Annotated in this window: 13 protein-coding genes; 4 read left to right on the forward strand and 9 right to left on the reverse strand. The window is 73.6% G+C overall.

Annotated features, from left to right (window positions below):
* Positions 1-246: 246 nt before the first annotated feature.
* The 4 genes from ACSUPR_RS08785 to ACSUPR_RS08800 all read right to left on the reverse strand — a co-directional run bounded on the left by ACSUPR_RS08785 (position 247) and on the right by ACSUPR_RS08800 (position 6,346).
* On the reverse strand, positions 247-2,733 hold the full coding sequence (locus ACSUPR_RS08785; protein WP_436890649.1) for a DNA translocase FtsK: 2,487 nt from the start codon (positions 2,731-2,733) through the stop codon (positions 247-249).
* A 188-nt stretch (positions 2,734-2,921) separates the two neighbouring features.
* The gene (locus tag ACSUPR_RS08790; RefSeq protein ID WP_436890650.1) at positions 2,922-4,607 is read right to left on the reverse strand and encodes a ribonuclease J; all 1,686 of its coding nucleotides are present in this window, start codon (positions 4,605-4,607) and stop codon (positions 2,922-2,924) included.
* Positions 4,604-5,575 carry a 4-hydroxy-tetrahydrodipicolinate synthase gene (gene dapA, locus ACSUPR_RS08795; RefSeq protein ID WP_436890651.1) on the reverse strand — a complete coding sequence of 324 codons (972 nt, stop codon included), beginning with the start codon at positions 5,573-5,575 and terminating at the stop codon, positions 4,604-4,606. Before dapA ends, ACSUPR_RS08790 begins: the two co-directional genes overlap by 4 nt.
* A gap of 390 nt (positions 5,576-5,965) precedes the next feature.
* A complete protein-coding gene (locus ACSUPR_RS08800) occupies positions 5,966-6,346 on the reverse strand; it encodes a phage holin family protein (RefSeq protein WP_436890652.1) in 381 nt (126 codons plus the stop codon).
* Positions 6,347-6,432: 86 nt separating this feature from the next.
* Between ACSUPR_RS08800 and ACSUPR_RS08805 the strand changes: the two genes are divergently transcribed.
* The 4 genes from ACSUPR_RS08805 (at position 6,433) to ACSUPR_RS08820 (ending at position 9,277) form a co-directional block, all read left to right on the forward strand.
* Complete coding sequence (locus ACSUPR_RS08805; RefSeq protein ID WP_436890653.1) at positions 6,433-6,984, forward strand: N-acetyltransferase family protein; 552 nt, start codon at positions 6,433-6,435, stop codon at positions 6,982-6,984.
* Positions 6,985-7,417: 433 nt separating this feature from the next.
* On the forward strand, positions 7,418-8,290 hold the full coding sequence (locus ACSUPR_RS08810; protein WP_436890654.1) for a 1,4-dihydroxy-2-naphthoate polyprenyltransferase: 873 nt from the start codon (positions 7,418-7,420) through the stop codon (positions 8,288-8,290).
* Positions 8,291-8,379: 89 nt separating this feature from the next.
* Complete coding sequence (locus ACSUPR_RS08815; protein WP_436890655.1) at positions 8,380-9,006, forward strand: hypothetical protein; 627 nt, start codon at positions 8,380-8,382, stop codon at positions 9,004-9,006.
* Positions 8,993-9,277: a hypothetical protein gene (locus tag ACSUPR_RS08820; protein ID WP_436890656.1), complete on the forward strand. Its 285-nt coding sequence runs from the start codon at positions 8,993-8,995 to the stop codon at positions 9,275-9,277. Before ACSUPR_RS08815 ends, ACSUPR_RS08820 begins: the two co-directional genes overlap by 14 nt.
* 192 nt (positions 9,278-9,469) lie before the next feature.
* Here ACSUPR_RS08820 and dapB read toward each other — a convergent pair whose 3' ends face one another.
* From dapB to egtA, 5 genes are all read right to left on the reverse strand, one after another.
* The gene (gene dapB, locus ACSUPR_RS08825; protein ID WP_436890657.1) at positions 9,470-10,177 is read right to left on the reverse strand and encodes a 4-hydroxy-tetrahydrodipicolinate reductase; all 708 of its coding nucleotides are present in this window, start codon (positions 10,175-10,177) and stop codon (positions 9,470-9,472) included.
* 104 nt (positions 10,178-10,281) lie between these two features.
* Positions 10,282-11,256, reverse strand: a complete 975-nt coding sequence (egtD, locus tag ACSUPR_RS08830; protein ID WP_436890658.1) for an L-histidine N(alpha)-methyltransferase — start codon at positions 11,254-11,256, stop codon at positions 10,282-10,284.
* Positions 11,257-11,268: 12 nt separating this feature from the next.
* Entirely contained in the window at positions 11,269-12,000 is a 732-nt protein-coding gene (gene egtC, locus ACSUPR_RS08835) for an ergothioneine biosynthesis protein EgtC (RefSeq protein ID WP_436890659.1), read from the reverse strand.
* A complete protein-coding gene (gene egtB, locus ACSUPR_RS08840; RefSeq protein ID WP_436890660.1) occupies positions 12,000-13,343 on the reverse strand; it encodes an ergothioneine biosynthesis protein EgtB in 1,344 nt (447 codons plus the stop codon). Before egtB ends, egtC begins: the two co-directional genes overlap by 1 nt.
* Positions 13,340-14,623, reverse strand: a complete 1,284-nt coding sequence (egtA, locus tag ACSUPR_RS08845) for an ergothioneine biosynthesis glutamate--cysteine ligase EgtA (protein WP_436890661.1) — start codon at positions 14,621-14,623, stop codon at positions 13,340-13,342. The genes egtB and egtA overlap by 4 nt, the downstream gene beginning before the upstream one ends.
* Positions 14,624-14,664 lie beyond the last annotated feature (41 nt).

Below are 14,664 nucleotides of genomic sequence, written 5' to 3' on the forward strand. Positions count from 1 at the left end.
GGCCGCAGGCCGTCCCCGGGCGGAGGACCCGCGGCCGCAGGCCGTCCCCGGGCGGAGCACCCCCGGCCGCAGGCCGTCCCCGGGCGGAGCACCCCCGGCCGCAGGCCGTCCCCGGGCGGAGGACCCGCGGCCGCAGGCCGTCCGTTGAGGGTGGTGGTGGGCGACGGGCGGGCGGTGGTGGGCGACGGGCGGGCGGTGGCGGACGACGGGCGGACGAAGCCCGGCGGAGCGCGGAGAGGGCCGGGTTCAGCCCCCGCGGATGTCGGCGAGGACGGCGGGCAGGTCGTCGGGCGTCACGAGCACGTCGCGGGCCTTGGAGCCCTCGCTGGGGCCGACGACGTCGCGGCTCTCCATGAGGTCCATCAGGCGGCCCGCCTTGGCGAAGCCGACGCGGAGCTTGCGCTGGAGCATCGAGGTCGACCCGAACTGGGTGGTGACCACCAGCTCGACGGCCTGCAGCAGCAGGTCGAGGTCGTCGCCGATCTCCTCGTCGATCTCCTTCTTCTTGGTGTCGGCGACCGCGACGTCCTCGCGGTAGCTGGGCTCGGCCTGCTTCTTGCAGTGGTCGACGATCGCCCGGATCTCCTTCTCCGACACCCAGGCGTTCTGGAGCCGGATGGGCTTGCCCGCGCCCATCGGCAGGAACAGCGCGTCGCCCTTGCCCACCAGCTTCTCGGCGCCGGGCTGGTCGAGGATGACGCGGCTGTCGGCGAGGCTGGATGTGGCGAACGCCAGCCGGGAGGGCACGTTCGCCTTGATCAGGCCGGTGACGACGTCGACGCTGGGCCGCTGGGTCGCCAGCACCAGGTGGATCCCGGCGGCCCGGGCCAGCTGGGTGATGCGCACGACAGAGTCCTCGACGTCGCGCGGGGCGACCATCATCAGGTCCGCCAGCTCGTCCACGATCACCAGCAGGTACGGGTAGGGCTCGTACACCCGCTCGCTGCCGAGCGGGGCGGTGAGCTCCCCTGTGCGCACCGCGGCGTTGAAGTCGTCGATGTGCCGGTACCCGGAGGCGGCCAGGTCGTCGTAGCGGCGGTCCATCTCCCCCACCACCCACTGCAGGGCCTCGGCGGCCCGCTTGGGGTTGGTGATGATGGGCGTGATCAGGTGCGGGATGCCCTCGTACATGGTCAGCTCGACCCGCTTGGGGTCGACCAGGATCATCCGCACCTCGTCGGGGGCGGCCCGCATCATCAGCGAGGTGATGAGCCCGTTGATGCAGGTGGACTTGCCCGCGCCGGTGGCGCCGGCGACCAGCACGTGCGGCATCTTCGCCAGGTTGGCGACGACGTTGCTGCCCTCGATGTCCTTGCCCAGCCCCACCAGCATGGGGTGGTCGTCGGAGGTGGCCGCCGGGGAGCCGAGCACGTCGCCCAGGCTGACGATGTCCTTGTCCGTGTTGGGGATCTCCACGCCGATCGCGGACTTGCCGGGGATCGGCGACTGGATGCGCACGTCGGCGCTCTTGACCGCCAGGGAGATGTTCTTGGCCAGCGCGGTGACCTTCTCGACCTTGACGGCCGGGCCCAGCTCGATCTCGTAGCGGGTGACCGTCGGCCCCCGGCTGAACCCGGTGACCTCGGCGTCGATGCCGAACTGGGTGAGCACGCCGGTGAGCGCGTCCACCACGTCGTCGTTGGCCTTGGTGCGCGGCTTCACCGGGCTGCCCGGCTTGAGCATGGCGGGCGGGGGCAGCTCGTAGTCGCCCTCCACCACCCGGGAGGGGATCGTGAGCTGCTCGGTGGCGGCGGGCGCGGGGGTGGGGTCGGGGACGGGGAGCTTCTTGCGCCCCTTCTTGCCGGTGCCGTTCCCCCCGGCGGCCGCGGCCGCCTCCTCCTCGTCGGTCAGCGCCGGGGCGAGGGCCTCCTCGGCCAGCACCGGGCTGTCGTAGGGGCGCTCGTGGTCGCCCGCGACGGTCCCGGCCGTGTTCTCCTTCTCCGCCTTCCTGGCGGGGCGGCGCTTGCGGGCGGGCTTCTTCTCGGGTTCCGCGCCCAGCAGGCCGATCCCGGAGTCGGGGCCGGTGTCGCGCTCCATGAGGGCGCCGAAGAGCGTGTGCAGCCGCTCGGGGATGCGCCGGATGGGGGTGGAGGTGACCACGAGGATCCCGAACATCAGCACCAGGGCCAGCAGCACCCCGGTGAGCCAGGGGGTGATGACGGCGCTGAGCGGGCCGGAGGCCACGAACCCGATGAGGCCGCCCGCCTCCTGGAGCGCCTCCAGCCCCTCGGAGGGCTGCGGGATGCCGTTGGCGATGTGGATGAGGCCGAGCAGGCCCAGCAGGATCGCGCTGGTGCCGATGAACAGCCTCCCGGCGTCGCCCTCCTTGGCCGTACCCGGGGTGCGCATCAGGCGGATCGCCAGCGGCAGGAACAGCAGCGGCAGGATCGGGGAGAACGTCCCGAACGCGCCGACGACGACCAGGCGGGTGTACTCGGGCAGCGGCCCGTCGCTCTCCCACCACACGGCCGCGGCGACCAGGACCCCGGCCGCCAGCAGCAACAGGCCGGCCCCGTCCCGGCGCAGGTCCGGATCGAGGTCGCGGGCGCTGCGGCCCACCGCGCGGGCCGCCCCGCCGACGGTGTGCGCGACGAGCTTCCACAGCACCAGCAGGAACTGTCCGAACATGGTGACCGCGAACGCGATGGGACCGTCGGGCATCCGCTTGGCCGCGGGTCTGCGGGCCGCGGGCTTCTTGCGCCCGGAACCGCCTGAGGAGGCGCGCGGGGACATGGGGTCACCTCCGTACGGGGGGAGCGGTCTCGTCCGGCGGGCGCGGGTCCCGCCACGGCGGGCAGCCTATCGAGTCGTCCACCCCGCGGGCCCCCTCCCGCGCGGCGTGTCGCGCGGAACGCGGAGCGGCCCGGGGTCGATCCGTCGGATCGACCCCGGGCCGCTCCGGGCCCCCTCCCCGCTCCGGGTCAGACCTCGACCAGGACCGGGATGATCATCGGGCGGCGGCGGTAGGTGTCGTTGACCCACCGGCCGGTGCTGCGCCGGATGAGCTGGCGCAGCTGGTGGGGGTCGTTGACCCCGTCCCGGGCCGCCTTGTCCAGGGCGTCCTGGATCTTGTCGATGACGTCGTCGTAGGCGTCGGCGCCGATGCCCGCGCCCCGGGTGTGGATCTCCGGGTCGCCCAGGATCTTGCCGGTGCCGGAGTCCACGGCCACGACGACGGAGATGAAGCCCTCCTCGCCGAGGATGCGGCGGTCCTTCAGCGCGGCGTCGGTGACGTCGCCGACGGAGGAGCCGTCCACGTACACGTACCCGGCCTGCACCGCGCCGACGATCTTGGCGCGGTTCTTGTACAGGTCGACGACCACGCCGTCCTCGGCGATGACGATCCGGTCCGCGGGGACCCCCGTCAGTTTGGCCAGGTCGGCGTGGGCGCGCATGTGCCGCCACTCGCCGTGCACCGGCATGAAGTTGCGCGGGCGCACCATGTTGAGCACGTACAGGAGCTCGCCGGCGGGCGCGTGCCCGGACACGTGCACCAGGGCGTTGCCCTTGTGCACGACCTTGGCGCCCCAGCGGGTCAGGCCGTTGATGACCCGGTTGACCGAGTTCTCGTTGCCGGGGATGAGCGAGGACGCCAGCAGGACGGTGTCGCCCTCCTCGATGCGGATCTGGTGGTCCCGGTTGGCCATCCGGCTGAGCGCCGACATCGGCTCGCCCTGGGAGCCGGTGCAGATGAGCACGGCCCTGTCCGCCGGGAGGTCGTCGAGCTGGCGCACGTCGATGATGGTGTCGCCGGGGATGCTCAGGTAGCCCAGGTCCCGGGCGATGTTCATGTTGCGGACCATCGACCGGCCCACGAACGCGACCTTGCGGCCGTGCTTGGTGGCGGAGTCGATGACCTGCTGGACCCGGTGGACGTGCGAGGCGAAGCAGGCCACGACGATGCGCTTGTCGGCCTGCCGGAACACCTTGTCGATGGCCTCGGTCAGGTTCCGCTCGTTGATGATGAACCCGGGCTGCTCGGCGTTGGTGGAGTCCGAGAGCAGCAGGTCCACCCCCTCGTCGCCGAACCGGGCGAACCCGGCCAGGTCGGTGAGGCGGCCGTCCAGCGGCAGCTGGTCCATCTTGAAGTCACCGGTGTGCAGCACCGACCCGCCCGGGGTGCGGATGCCGACGGCCAGCGCGTCGGGGATGGAGTGGTTGACCGCGAAGAACTCCAGGTCGAAGGGGCCGAAGTCGCGGCGTTCACCCTCCTCCACCTGGACGGTGACGGGCTTGATCCGGTGCTCGCCGAGCTTGGCGGAGATGAGCGCCAGGGTGAGCCGGGAGCCGACGATCGGGATGTCGGCCCGCTCGCGCAGCAGGAACGGGACACCGCCGATGTGGTCCTCGTGGCCGTGTGTGAGGACGATCGCCTCGATGTCGTCCAGGCGGTCCCGGATGTACTCGAAGTCCGGCAGGATCAGGTCGACGCCGGGCTGCTCCTCCTCGGGGAACAGGACACCGCAGTCGACGATGAGGATCCGGCCGCCGAACTCGAAGACCGTCATGTTGCGGCCGATCTCGCCCAGGCCTCCCAGCGGGACGACGCGCAGGACGCCGTCGCCCTGGGGCGGGGGCGAGCTCAGCTCGGGGTGCGGGTGGCTCATACGGAACCCTCCGTGAGGCGCTCGACGGGGACGGCGCTGGCCGGGACGGCCTGGTGCGGGGCGAGGCCGATGGGGCCCTTGACCCCGGCGGCGGCCAGGTCCTCGCGCAGCAGCGTCTGGAGCTCGGAGGACGCGTCCGCGAGCGGCGTGCGGACCGGTCCGGCGGGCAGGCCGAACAGGTTCAGGACGGCCTTCGTCGTGATGACGCCCTGGGTGCGGAACATGCCGGTGTAGACCGGGGTGAGCCTGCGGTGGATGGCCAGCGCCTGGCCGACCTCGCCCGCCTCGTAGGCGTCGATCATGTCCTTGAGGTCGCCGCCGACGATGTGGCCGACGACGCTCACGAACCCGGCGGCGCCCACCGACAGCAGGGGCAGGTTGAGGATGTCGGTGCCGCAGTAGTAGGCAAGGTCGGTGCGCTCCATGACCCAGGAGCTGGCGCCGACGTTGTCCTTGGCGTCCTTGTTGGCGACGATGCGCGGGTGCTCGGCCAGCCGGACCAGCGTCTCGGAGGCGATGGGCGTCCCCGTGCGGTGCGGGATGTCGTAGAGCATCACCGGCAGGCCGGTGCTGTCGGCGATCTCGGTGAAGTGCCGGATCAGCCCTTCCTGCGGCGGCTTGTTGTAGTACGGGGTCACCGTCAGGAGGCCGTGCGCGCCCGCCTTCTCGGCGGCCTTGGCCAGCTTGACGCTGTGCCGGGTGTCGTTGGTGCCCACGCCCGCGATGACCTGGGCCCGGTCGCCGACGGCCTCGATGACGGCGCGCAGCAGCCGGTCCTTCTCCTCGTCGCTGGTCGTGGGCGACTCGCCCGTGGTGCCGCTGATGACGAGCCCGTCGTTGTGCTGCTCGTCCACCAGGTAGGTGGCGAGTCGCGCGGCACCGTCGTAGTCGAGTTCACCGTCGTCGAGCATGGGTGTGACCATCGCGGTCAACATCTTGCCGAACGGGCGGTACTTGGTGTTCACCATGGTGTGTGAAAGGCGTGCGGACCGCCGCCGCCGGGCGGCGGGAGCCCTGTGTCGCCCCTCCTCCTCTCGGTGTGTGCGGTGCCGCCGCGCGGGGCGGCACCGGTGCTGTGGCGTACGGATGAGAATGCGGAACCGTTGTCCGCTTCCGTGACCGGGGCCGGGTCGGACCACTGCGGGGTCCGACGGGGGCGGTCGCGGAGAAGCCTGTGCCGGTCGTGTCCGGACCGCGTCCGTGCGGACGCCGGTGCCGGGACCGGGGTCGGCCCCGTCCTCGTGGGTCGAGGGAGGGGCCCGCATGTGAACCTACCCGCACCGCGTCCCGGCCGTCGGACCGGGACACGGGCGGGAACCCGCGGATTCGGGGCGGGTCGGTGCGGAGGCCGCCGCCGGTCAGTCGTCCTTGCCGTCCGGCAGGAAGAGGCTGGCCAGCCAGCTGACGATCGCGACGATGATGGCACCCCAGAAGGCGGACCAGAAGCCGTCGATCTGGAAGGGCAGGCCGAAGAGCCCGGCGATCCACTCGGTGAGCAGGAACAGCAGCGCGTTCACGACGAGGCCGATGAGCCCGAGGGTCAGCACGTAGAAGAGGCAGCCGACCGCCTTGACGATCGGTTTGATGACCGCGTTGACCACGCCGAAGATCAGACCCAGTCCCAGGAAGACGAGGATGGTCTCCGTCATGTCGGAGGTCGGGACCTCGATGCCGCTGACCAGGTAGGCCGCCAGCCACAGGGCGAGCGCGTTCACGATGACTCTGATAATGAAGCTCACAACGTAGATGTTCCCACGCCGTGGCAAGGTCCGGAAACTCCGGCGTGGGCGCACTCGTGTCGATGACTCCCCCAGGAGGCCTGATCGTGTCCGCTGCCCAGTTCGTCCGTCCCGCCCGCCCCGCCGATGTCGGCACCGTCGTGGACGTCCAGGTGGCCTCCTGGCGGGAGGTGTACGGGGGCCTGCTGCCCGAGGAGGTGGTCGCCGAGATCGGCGGCGAGGAGGCCCGCAAGGGCTTCCACGCCCAGTGGACGGCCGCCCTGGAGTCGCCGCCCACCTCCAAACACCGGCTGGTGGTCGCCACCGACGAGAACGACGGGGTCCGCACGGTGGTGGGCTTCGCCGCGTTCGGCCCGGCGGGAGACCCCGACCTGTGGCCCGCCACCGCCGCGGAGATCTTCGCCCTGCACGTGGACCCGGCCCTGACCCGGCGGGGGCACGGCGGCCGCCTGCTCAACGCGAGCGTGGACCACCTGGTGGAGGACGGGTTCGTCATCGCCTACGTGTGGGTGCCCGAGGCCGACAACGCGCTGCGGGCGTTCTTCGAGTCCTCCGGGTGGGCACCCGACGGTGCACGGCGGGTGATCGACCTGGGCTCGGAACTGCCGATGGTGCGCCTGCACGCCGGTATCGGATAGCCCGCCCGTCTCCCTCCACCGCCCTCAACGGACGGCCTACGGCCGACGGCACCTCCACCATGCCCGTCTCCCTCCACCGCCCTCAACGGACGGCCTACGGCCGACGGCACCTCCACCATGCCCGTCTCCCCCCACCGCCCTCAACGGACGGCCCACGGCCGACGGCACCTCCACCATGCCCGTCTCCCTCCACCGCCCCCAACGGACGGCCCACGGCCGACGGCACCTCCACCATGCCCGTCTCCCCCCACCGCCCCCAACGGACGGCCCACGGCCGACGGCACCTCCTCGAAGACCTCTCCCCCGGGGTCTCCGGGACCCCGCCGGCGCCTCGCTGCGGGCCGGTGGCCGGGGGTCCGTGGACAGGCACTACCGTGGGGAGGTCGTAGCGGCGCGACGCGCGCCGCCCGTCGAGCGGTGGAGGGACCCGGCAGTGGCCACGGTCAGCGAATGGATCTCGGGGATGCGCCCCCGGACGCTTCCGAACTCGGTCGTCCCGGTGGCGGTCGGTACCGCGCTGGCCTTCGCCCTGGACGGCTTCGTGTGGTGGAAGGCACTGCTGGCGCTGGTGGTGTCGATGGCCCTGCAGGTGGGGGTGAACTTCGCCAACGACTACAGCGACGGCGTCAAGGGCACCGACACCGCGGAGCGGACCGGGCCGACCCGGCTGACCGCGACCGGGCTGGCAGCCCCCCGGCAGGTGCTGGCCGCCGCGCTGGGGAGCTTCGTGTTCGCCGGGCTGGTCGGCCTGGTCCTGGTGGCCACCACGTCGTGGTGGCTGCTGCTGGTGGGCGCGGTGGCGATCGCCGCCGCCTGGTACTACACCGGCGGGCGCACCCCGTACGGGTACCGGGGCCTGGGCGAGGTCTCGGTGTTCGTGTTCTTCGGCGTGGTGGCCGTGGTGGGCACCGTGTTCGTGCAGCTGGAGGCCGCGCCCTGGCAGGCGTGGACGGCGTCGGTTCCGGTGGGCCTGCTGTCCTGCGCGGTGCTGGTGATCAACAACCTGCGGGACATCCCCACCGACCGGGAGACCGGCAAGGTCACGCTGGCGGTGCGGCTGGGCGACGCCGGGACCCGGCGGCTGTACGCGGCGATGCTCGCCGGGGCCTTCGTGGTGGCCCTGCCGCTGGTGGCGGTGTCGTGGTGGGTGCCGCTGGTGCTGCTGGCGGCTCCGCTGGCGGTGCCGCCGCTGCGCCGGGTGCTGGGCGGCCAGACCGGCCGCGATCTGGTGCTGGGGCTGGGCGAGACCGGCCGGCTCCAGATGGCGTTCGGCGCTCTGTTCTCGGTGGCGCTGCTGCTGGGCTGAGCCCCGGCGGCGGTGGCCGGGTACGGCCACGGGCGATTCGTAGGCGGGGCGTGACCGGGCGGAGACCCTCCCCTGCCTAGGTTCGGGGCATGGTGACCCCCCGCAGGACCGCCGCGGCACTGGCCGCCGCGGCGCTGACGCTGACCCTGGCCGCGTGCTCCGGAAGCCCTGGCAGCCCCGCCGACGGCCCCGGCTCCGGCGAGGCCCCGCTGGGCCGCGACGGTGTCCCCGAGCCCCTGTTCACCGGACCCGGGCCGGACGCGGGCGGTGAACCCGCCTCCCCGACCGTGGCGGACACGGCGCCGCCCGGGGACGGGACGTGGATCCTCACCCGGGTGGGACAGGCGAGTGTCGCGGCGGGCGTCGAACCGCTGCGGCGGACCGAGGGCGGGTTCGTCGAGCTGACGCTGACGTTCCAGGTCCAGGAGGGTTCGATCACCCTGGGCGACCTGCTGGGCCGGGAGGAGGCCGGCATTCCGGGCGACCTGGCCGGGGTGGACCTGATGGACCTGGAGAACGGCCGGGTGCACCGGGTCGCGAGGGACGCCGGTGACGTGTGCGTGTGCTCCCGGTTCGACCCCGCCATGGAGCTGTGGGCCTCCGACGCCGTGACCGTGGGCGGGACCTACGCCGCCCCGCCCGCCGGTGTGGACTCGATGACCGTACGGCTCCCCTTCGGTGAGGTGCTGGCGGAGGTCCCCGTTGTCCGGGGCTGAGCCGGCGCCCCTCCACTCCGGCCGCGCCTTCCTGGGCTGCCTGCTCACCGCCCTGCTCGGTCCGCTGCTGGCGGCGGCGGTGTTCTTCGCGGGCTTCTCCCTCCTCGCGCCGGAGCCGCGCGACCCCGGCCCCGGCCCTTCGGAGCCCCTCGTCCTGCCGGTCGAGGACCGGCCGGTGGCCACCGCGCCCGTGGAGGAGGTCACCGCGCCGGTCGAGGAGTTCGGGGCGCCGGCGGAGGACTTCGAGGCCCCCGTCTCGGACGCCCCCTGACGGGGGGCCGGACCGGCGGGACCCGGCCCCGCGGCCGTCGGCGGGTGGGCACCGGCGCCCCGGGCCGCCGGGGGGCGCCTACCGGGCCGCTCCCCCGCCGACCGGCCGGGTCCGGGGGCCGCCGGGGCGTCCGGCGCCGCGCACACGGCCGCCCCGGGCCGCGACGTGCGGACCGGGGCGGAAGGAAACGGATCAGCCCAGGTCGAGCAGCGGCTCCAGGCCCACCGTGAGCGGGTCGGGCAGGTCGGCGACCCGGCGCACGCCCAGCAGCACACCGGGCATGAACGAGGCCCGGTTCATGGAGTCGTGGCGGATCTTCAGGGTCTCCCCGTCGGTGCCGAACACGACCTCCTGGTGGGCGATCAGGCCCTGGATGCGCAGCGCGTGCACCCGCACCCCGTCCACGTCGGCGCCGCGGGCGCCGGGGATCTCGGCGGTGGTGGCGTCCGGCATCGGGCCCGTCCCGGCCGCCCGGCGGGCCCCGGCGACCAGCTCGGCGGTGTGGTAGGCGGTGCCGCTGGGGGCGTCCGCCTTGTTGGGGTGGTGCAGCTCGATGATCTCGGCCGACTCGAAGTAGGGGGCGGCCTTGGCCGCGAAGTGCATCATCAGCACGGCGGCGATGCCGAAGTTGGGCGCGATGAGCACCCTGGTGCCGGGCGCGGCGGCCAGCAGCCCGCGCACCCGGTTCAGCTTCTCCTCGTCGAAGCCGCTGGTGCCGACGACGGCGTGGACGCCGCGGCCGATCAGCCACTCCAGGTTGTCCATGACGACGTCGGGGTGGGTGAAGTCGACGACGTAGTCGGCCCCCAGCACCCGGTCCCGGTCGGCGGGGTCGTCCGCGCCCCCGACGAACTCCATGTCGTCGGCCCCCTGGACCGCCTTGACGACCTCTGACCCCATGCGCCCATCGGCGCCGAAAACTCCTACCTTGAACACGGCACGAGCGTAGCGGATGACCGCGGCCCGGCGCGGTGCGACCTGGGCCGCGACCGCGCCGGGGGCGGTCACCGCGCCGTGGACAGGCTCAGGGAGAAGTCCCCGTCCGGGTCGGTCCACCAGTGCGTCGGCTCGAACCCGGCGGCGTCCAGCTCCCGCTCCAGCCCCTCCCTTCGGAACTTGGCGGAGATCTCGGTGCGCAGCTCCTCGCCGGCGGCGAAGTCCACGTCCAGGTCCAGTGCGGCGACGTGCACGTGCTGGTCCACCCGCGAGCGCAGCCGCATCTCGATCCACTCCTCCTCGGCGTTCCAGCGGGCGACGTGCTCGAACTCCGAGGGGTCGAAGTCGGCCCCCAGCTCGCGGTTGATGACGTTGAGGACGTTGCGGTCGAACTCGGCGGTGACCCCCTGCGCGTCGTCGTAGGCGGCGACCAGCCGTTCCGGGTCCTTGACCAGGTCGGCCCCGAGCAGGAAGGTGTCGCCCGGGCGCAGCACCGCCCGGATGTCGCGCAGGAACACCTCCCGGGGCGCGGGTTCCTGGTTGCCGATGGTGGAGCCCAGTACGGCGATGGTCTGGCGGCCGCCGTCCTCGCGCACCGGCAGCAGGCCCAGGTGGTGCTCGAAGTCGCCGACGACGGCGTGCACGTCCAGGCCCGGGTAGTCGTCGGAGACCCTGCGCGCGGAGGCGGCCAGGAAGTCACCGCTGACGTCGACGGGGACGAACCGCACCAGGGTGCCGTGGCGGCGCATGGCGTCCAGCAGCAGCCGGGTCTTGACGCCCGACCCCGAGCCCAGTTCGACGAGCGCCTCGGCGTCGGCGGCGTCGGCGATCTCGTCGGAGCGCTCCTCCAGGATCGCCCGCTCGGCCCGGGTGGGGTAGTACTCGGGGAGTTCGGTGATGTCCTCGAACAGGGCGCTGCCGCGTTCGTCGTAGAACCATTTGGGCGGCAGCTGTTTGGGGACGGAGGAGAGCCCCTCGGCCACGTCCCTGCGCAGGGCCTTGTCCAGGTCGTCGGCGGTGAGGTTGCGGTCGATGCGGAACACGGCGACTCCTTGTCAGACGATGGGGTGGATCTCGGTGCGTTCCGCCGAGGCCACGGCCACGGACCCCTCGGGCACCTCCCGCCAGCCCGGCGCGTCGTCGTGGGGCTCCGAGGCCAGCAGGACGCCTCCCCCTGGTTCCCGCCGGGTGAACAGGGTGTCGCCGGCGGCGGTCCCCACGAGGGTCTCGCCGTCGGTCGCCAGCAGGTTGTAGCGCCCCTCCGAGTGCTCGCGGGCGTGGCGGACCACGGCGGCCAGTGCGCCGGGCAGGTCGCCGGAGGCCCGCCACAGGCGCACCGCGTGCCCGAACAGGGGCGCGGAGTCCACCGGCGCGCGGGCGTCGAGCGCTCCGGGCGGCGGCGGGAGGGCCGCCACCAGGGCCTCGTCGTCCTTGACCGCGCCGTTGTGGCTGAACAGCAGCCGTCCGGCGCGGAAGGGCTGGACACTCGCCTCGTCGGTGCCGAACCCGACGGTGGCGTCGCGCACCGCCGCCAGGACGCACCCTGAGGACAGGCCGCGGGCCGCCTCGGCGAAGGAGGTGTCGCCCCACATCGGCAGGGCGCGACGGTAGCGCAGGGGCTCGGGGGTGTCGTCGGGGTACCAGCCCGCCCCGAACCCGTCCGCGTTGACCGTGCCGTACCGCTGCATCCGCGGCGCCCAGGACTGGACGTACAGGGAGTGGGGCGCCGTGTACAGCAGGTCGTGGAGTGTGCGCGGCGGCCCCAGGTAGGCCAGGTGGCGGCACATCAGGCGGGCTCCGCGTCGCGGGCGCAGCGGAACCCGCTGAAGATCTGCCGCCGGATCGGCAGGTCCCAGTTGCGGAACGTGGAGCGCACCGCCGTGGGGTGGGTGGCCCAGGAGCCGCCGCGCAGCACCTTGTACCCGGAGTCGAAGAACACCTCCGAGTAGTCGCGGTACGGGAAGGCGCGGAACCCGGGGTAGCCGTGGAAGGTGGTGGAGGTCCACTCCCACACGTCGCCGATGAGCTGCTGCACTCCCAGCGGGGAGGCGCCGTCGGGGTGGCGGCCCGCCGGTCCGGGGCCGAGTCTGCGCTGGCCGAGGTTGGCGTGGCGGGCGGCGGGTTCCTCGTCCCCCCACGGGTAGCGGCGGGAGAGGCCGGTGGCCGGGTCGAAGCGGGCGGCCTTCTCCCACTCGGCCTCGGTGGGCAGCCTTTTGCCCGCCCACCGGGCGTAGGCCTGGGCCTCGTGGAAGTTGACGTGCTGGACCGGCTCGTCGGCGGGCACCAGCTCCCGGCGGCCGAAGCGGCGCCGGGACCACTCCCCGCCCTCGCGCTCCCAGAAGGCCGGGGCCAGGGCCCCGCGCTTCTCCTTCCACTCCCAGCCGTCGCGGCTCCACCACCGGCGGGTCCGGTAGCCGCCGTCGTCCATGAACTCCCGGTAGGCGGCGTTGGTGACGGGCGCGGTGTCGATGTGGTACGCGGGCAGGTCGACGGTGAGGGCGGGCTTCTCGTTGTCGTAGGCCCAGGGGTCGTCGTCGGTGCCCATCGTGAAGGGCCCGGCGGGGATGAGGGCCTCGGTGTCCGTGGGCGGGAGCAGGCGCGCGACGGCGGGGGCCTCCTCGAGCAGCACGGGGGCGCCGCGGCGCAGCTGGTGGGTGGCGAGCATCGTCTCGCCGTGCTGGTGTTCGTGCTGGATGACCATGTGGTACACGAACCCGGCGTCCAGCAGGCCGGGGTCCTCTCCGGGGCCGCGCGGTGCGGGCACGGCGAGGTCGACCCCGTCCAGGGCGTCCAGGACCTCGCGGCGGACGCGGTCGTTGTAGTCCCGGGCCTCCTGCGGACGCAGCAGCGGCAGGCTGATGCGCTCGGCGCGGGGGTTCTCGAAGGCGTCGTAGAGGTGGTCGATGTCGGGGCGCAGGGCCTCGCGTCCTGCGGCGGCCCGCAGCAGCCACTGCTCCTCGTAGTTGCCGACGTGGGCCAGGTCCCAGACCAGCGGCGACATCAGCGGCGAGTGCTGGGCGAGCAGTTCCCCGTCGTCGAGGGCGTCCAGGGTCAGGCCGTTGCTGCGCCGCCTGCTCCGGTCGAGTTCGGCGGCGATGCGCTCCTTGGAGATGTCCTGTCCGTCGTTCACCGGGCTCCTCCACCGTGTCGGGAGTGGCGGTCCGCCGCGCCCGCGTGGGCGGTGCGCGGCTCGGGCACGCCGGGCCGCGTGTCGGCGGGGCTGAGCCCGCGCCGGGTGTGGCGGTCGGCGTAGTCGTCGACGAGGCGGGCCAGGGGTGCGGCCCCCATGCGGGGCAGGGCCTCCACGGCGGCGTCGAGGCAGCGGCGGGCGCAGTCGGCGAGGGCCGGGTCGCCCACGCCGTCGCGGGCCGCGCGCAGCCACAGCCTCCGGTCGGGGGCGGGACCGCCGCAGAGCCGCTCCGTGGCCTCCTCGGCCGCGCCGCGGGCCCGGGGGTCGTCGAAGAGTGCGGCGGCGACCGCCACGGGTACCGGCCACCAGCGCAGGGGCAGGGCGTCGATCATGCGCAGCTCCCACCAGCCGCGGGGGCGCACCGGCGGGAACAGGGTGCTCATGTGGAGTTCGAGGTCGACGCGGGTGATGGGGCGCGGGCCCCGTCCGGCGACCCACTCGGCGAGGGTGATGCCGGGGTCGGACAGCCAGGGGCCGCCGCCCCCGGGGATCTCGGGCACCGCCATGACGGAGGCGCCGAGGGCGTACGCGGCCCAGGCGGCGGCCGGGTCGGCGGTGCCCCCGGGCTCCAGGACCGGGGCGGTGCGGTCGGCGTCCATGCCGGCCCAGATGGCCCAGCGGGTGGACTTCCAGCCGGTGGGGCGGCCGCGCCAGAGCGCGGAGTTGGCGAACACGGCGACCAGGACGGGGCCGAGCCGGTGCGCGAGCTCCCAGCGGGCGCGCAGGTCGGCGGCGTCGGCCCCGGTGTCCAGGCACACCTGGAGCGAGGCCGTCGCGCACATCATGGTGTGGCCGCCGCGGCTGCGGCGCCCGGCGAAGAACCGCTCCATGGCCGTGTACCGGGGCAGCCGGAGCTGTCGGGCGGGCGGGCGCACGGGATCCAGGGCGGACTCGACCAGGCGCAGGCCGTCCTGGGCGAGGGTCTTGTCGAGGTGCTCCAGGTCCGCGGCGAGCGCTTCGTGGGCTCGGGCCGGGCCGGGCAGGGCGGGCGAGCTGAGCTCGATCTGGCCGCCGGGTTCGAAGGTGACGCGGCTTCCCGCGGGCGGGGGGCCGGAGCCCTCCAGCAGCGCCGCGAGGCGGTCGATGGTGACGGTGGTCTCGGGTGCGGTGGTGTCGGTGACCAGCCACTCGGTCTCGGCCCCGACCTTTCCGGGAGGTCCGGTCTTGAAACAGACGCCGTTGATGTACTCGTGGACGTCGTCGGTGGTGATGCTCACCATGGGGTGTTCTCCCTCAGGACGCCGCCGCCCCGTGCGGAGCG

Source organism: Nocardiopsis dassonvillei, from assembly GCF_964273065.1.
Taxonomy (GTDB): Bacteria; Actinomycetota; Actinomycetes; order Streptosporangiales; family Streptosporangiaceae; genus Nocardiopsis; species Nocardiopsis dassonvillei_B.

What these genes read in the sequence shown, in the direction of transcription:
- egtC (WP_436890659.1), bottom strand. Translation starts at nt 12,000, where the DNA reads ATGTGCCGCCACCTGGCCTACCTGGGGCCGCCGCGCACACTCCACGAC.
- ACSUPR_RS08785 (WP_436890649.1), bottom strand. Translation starts at nt 2,733, where the DNA reads ATGTCCCCGCGCGCCTCCTCAGGCGGTTCCGGGCGCAAGAAGCCCGCG.
- dapA (WP_436890651.1), bottom strand. Translation starts at nt 5,575, where the DNA reads ATGGTGAACACCAAGTACCGCCCGTTCGGCAAGATGTTGACCGCGATG.
- ACSUPR_RS08815 (WP_436890655.1), top strand. Translation starts at nt 8,380, where the DNA reads ATGGTGACCCCCCGCAGGACCGCCGCGGCACTGGCCGCCGCGGCGCTG.
- dapB (WP_436890657.1), bottom strand. Translation starts at nt 10,177, where the DNA reads ATGGGGTCAGAGGTCGTCAAGGCGGTCCAGGGGGCCGACGACATGGAG.
- egtA (WP_436890661.1), bottom strand. Translation starts at nt 14,623, where the DNA reads ATGGTGAGCATCACCACCGACGACGTCCACGAGTACATCAACGGCGTC.
- ACSUPR_RS08790 (WP_436890650.1), bottom strand. Translation starts at nt 4,607, where the DNA reads ATGAGCCACCCGCACCCCGAGCTGAGCTCGCCCCCGCCCCAGGGCGAC.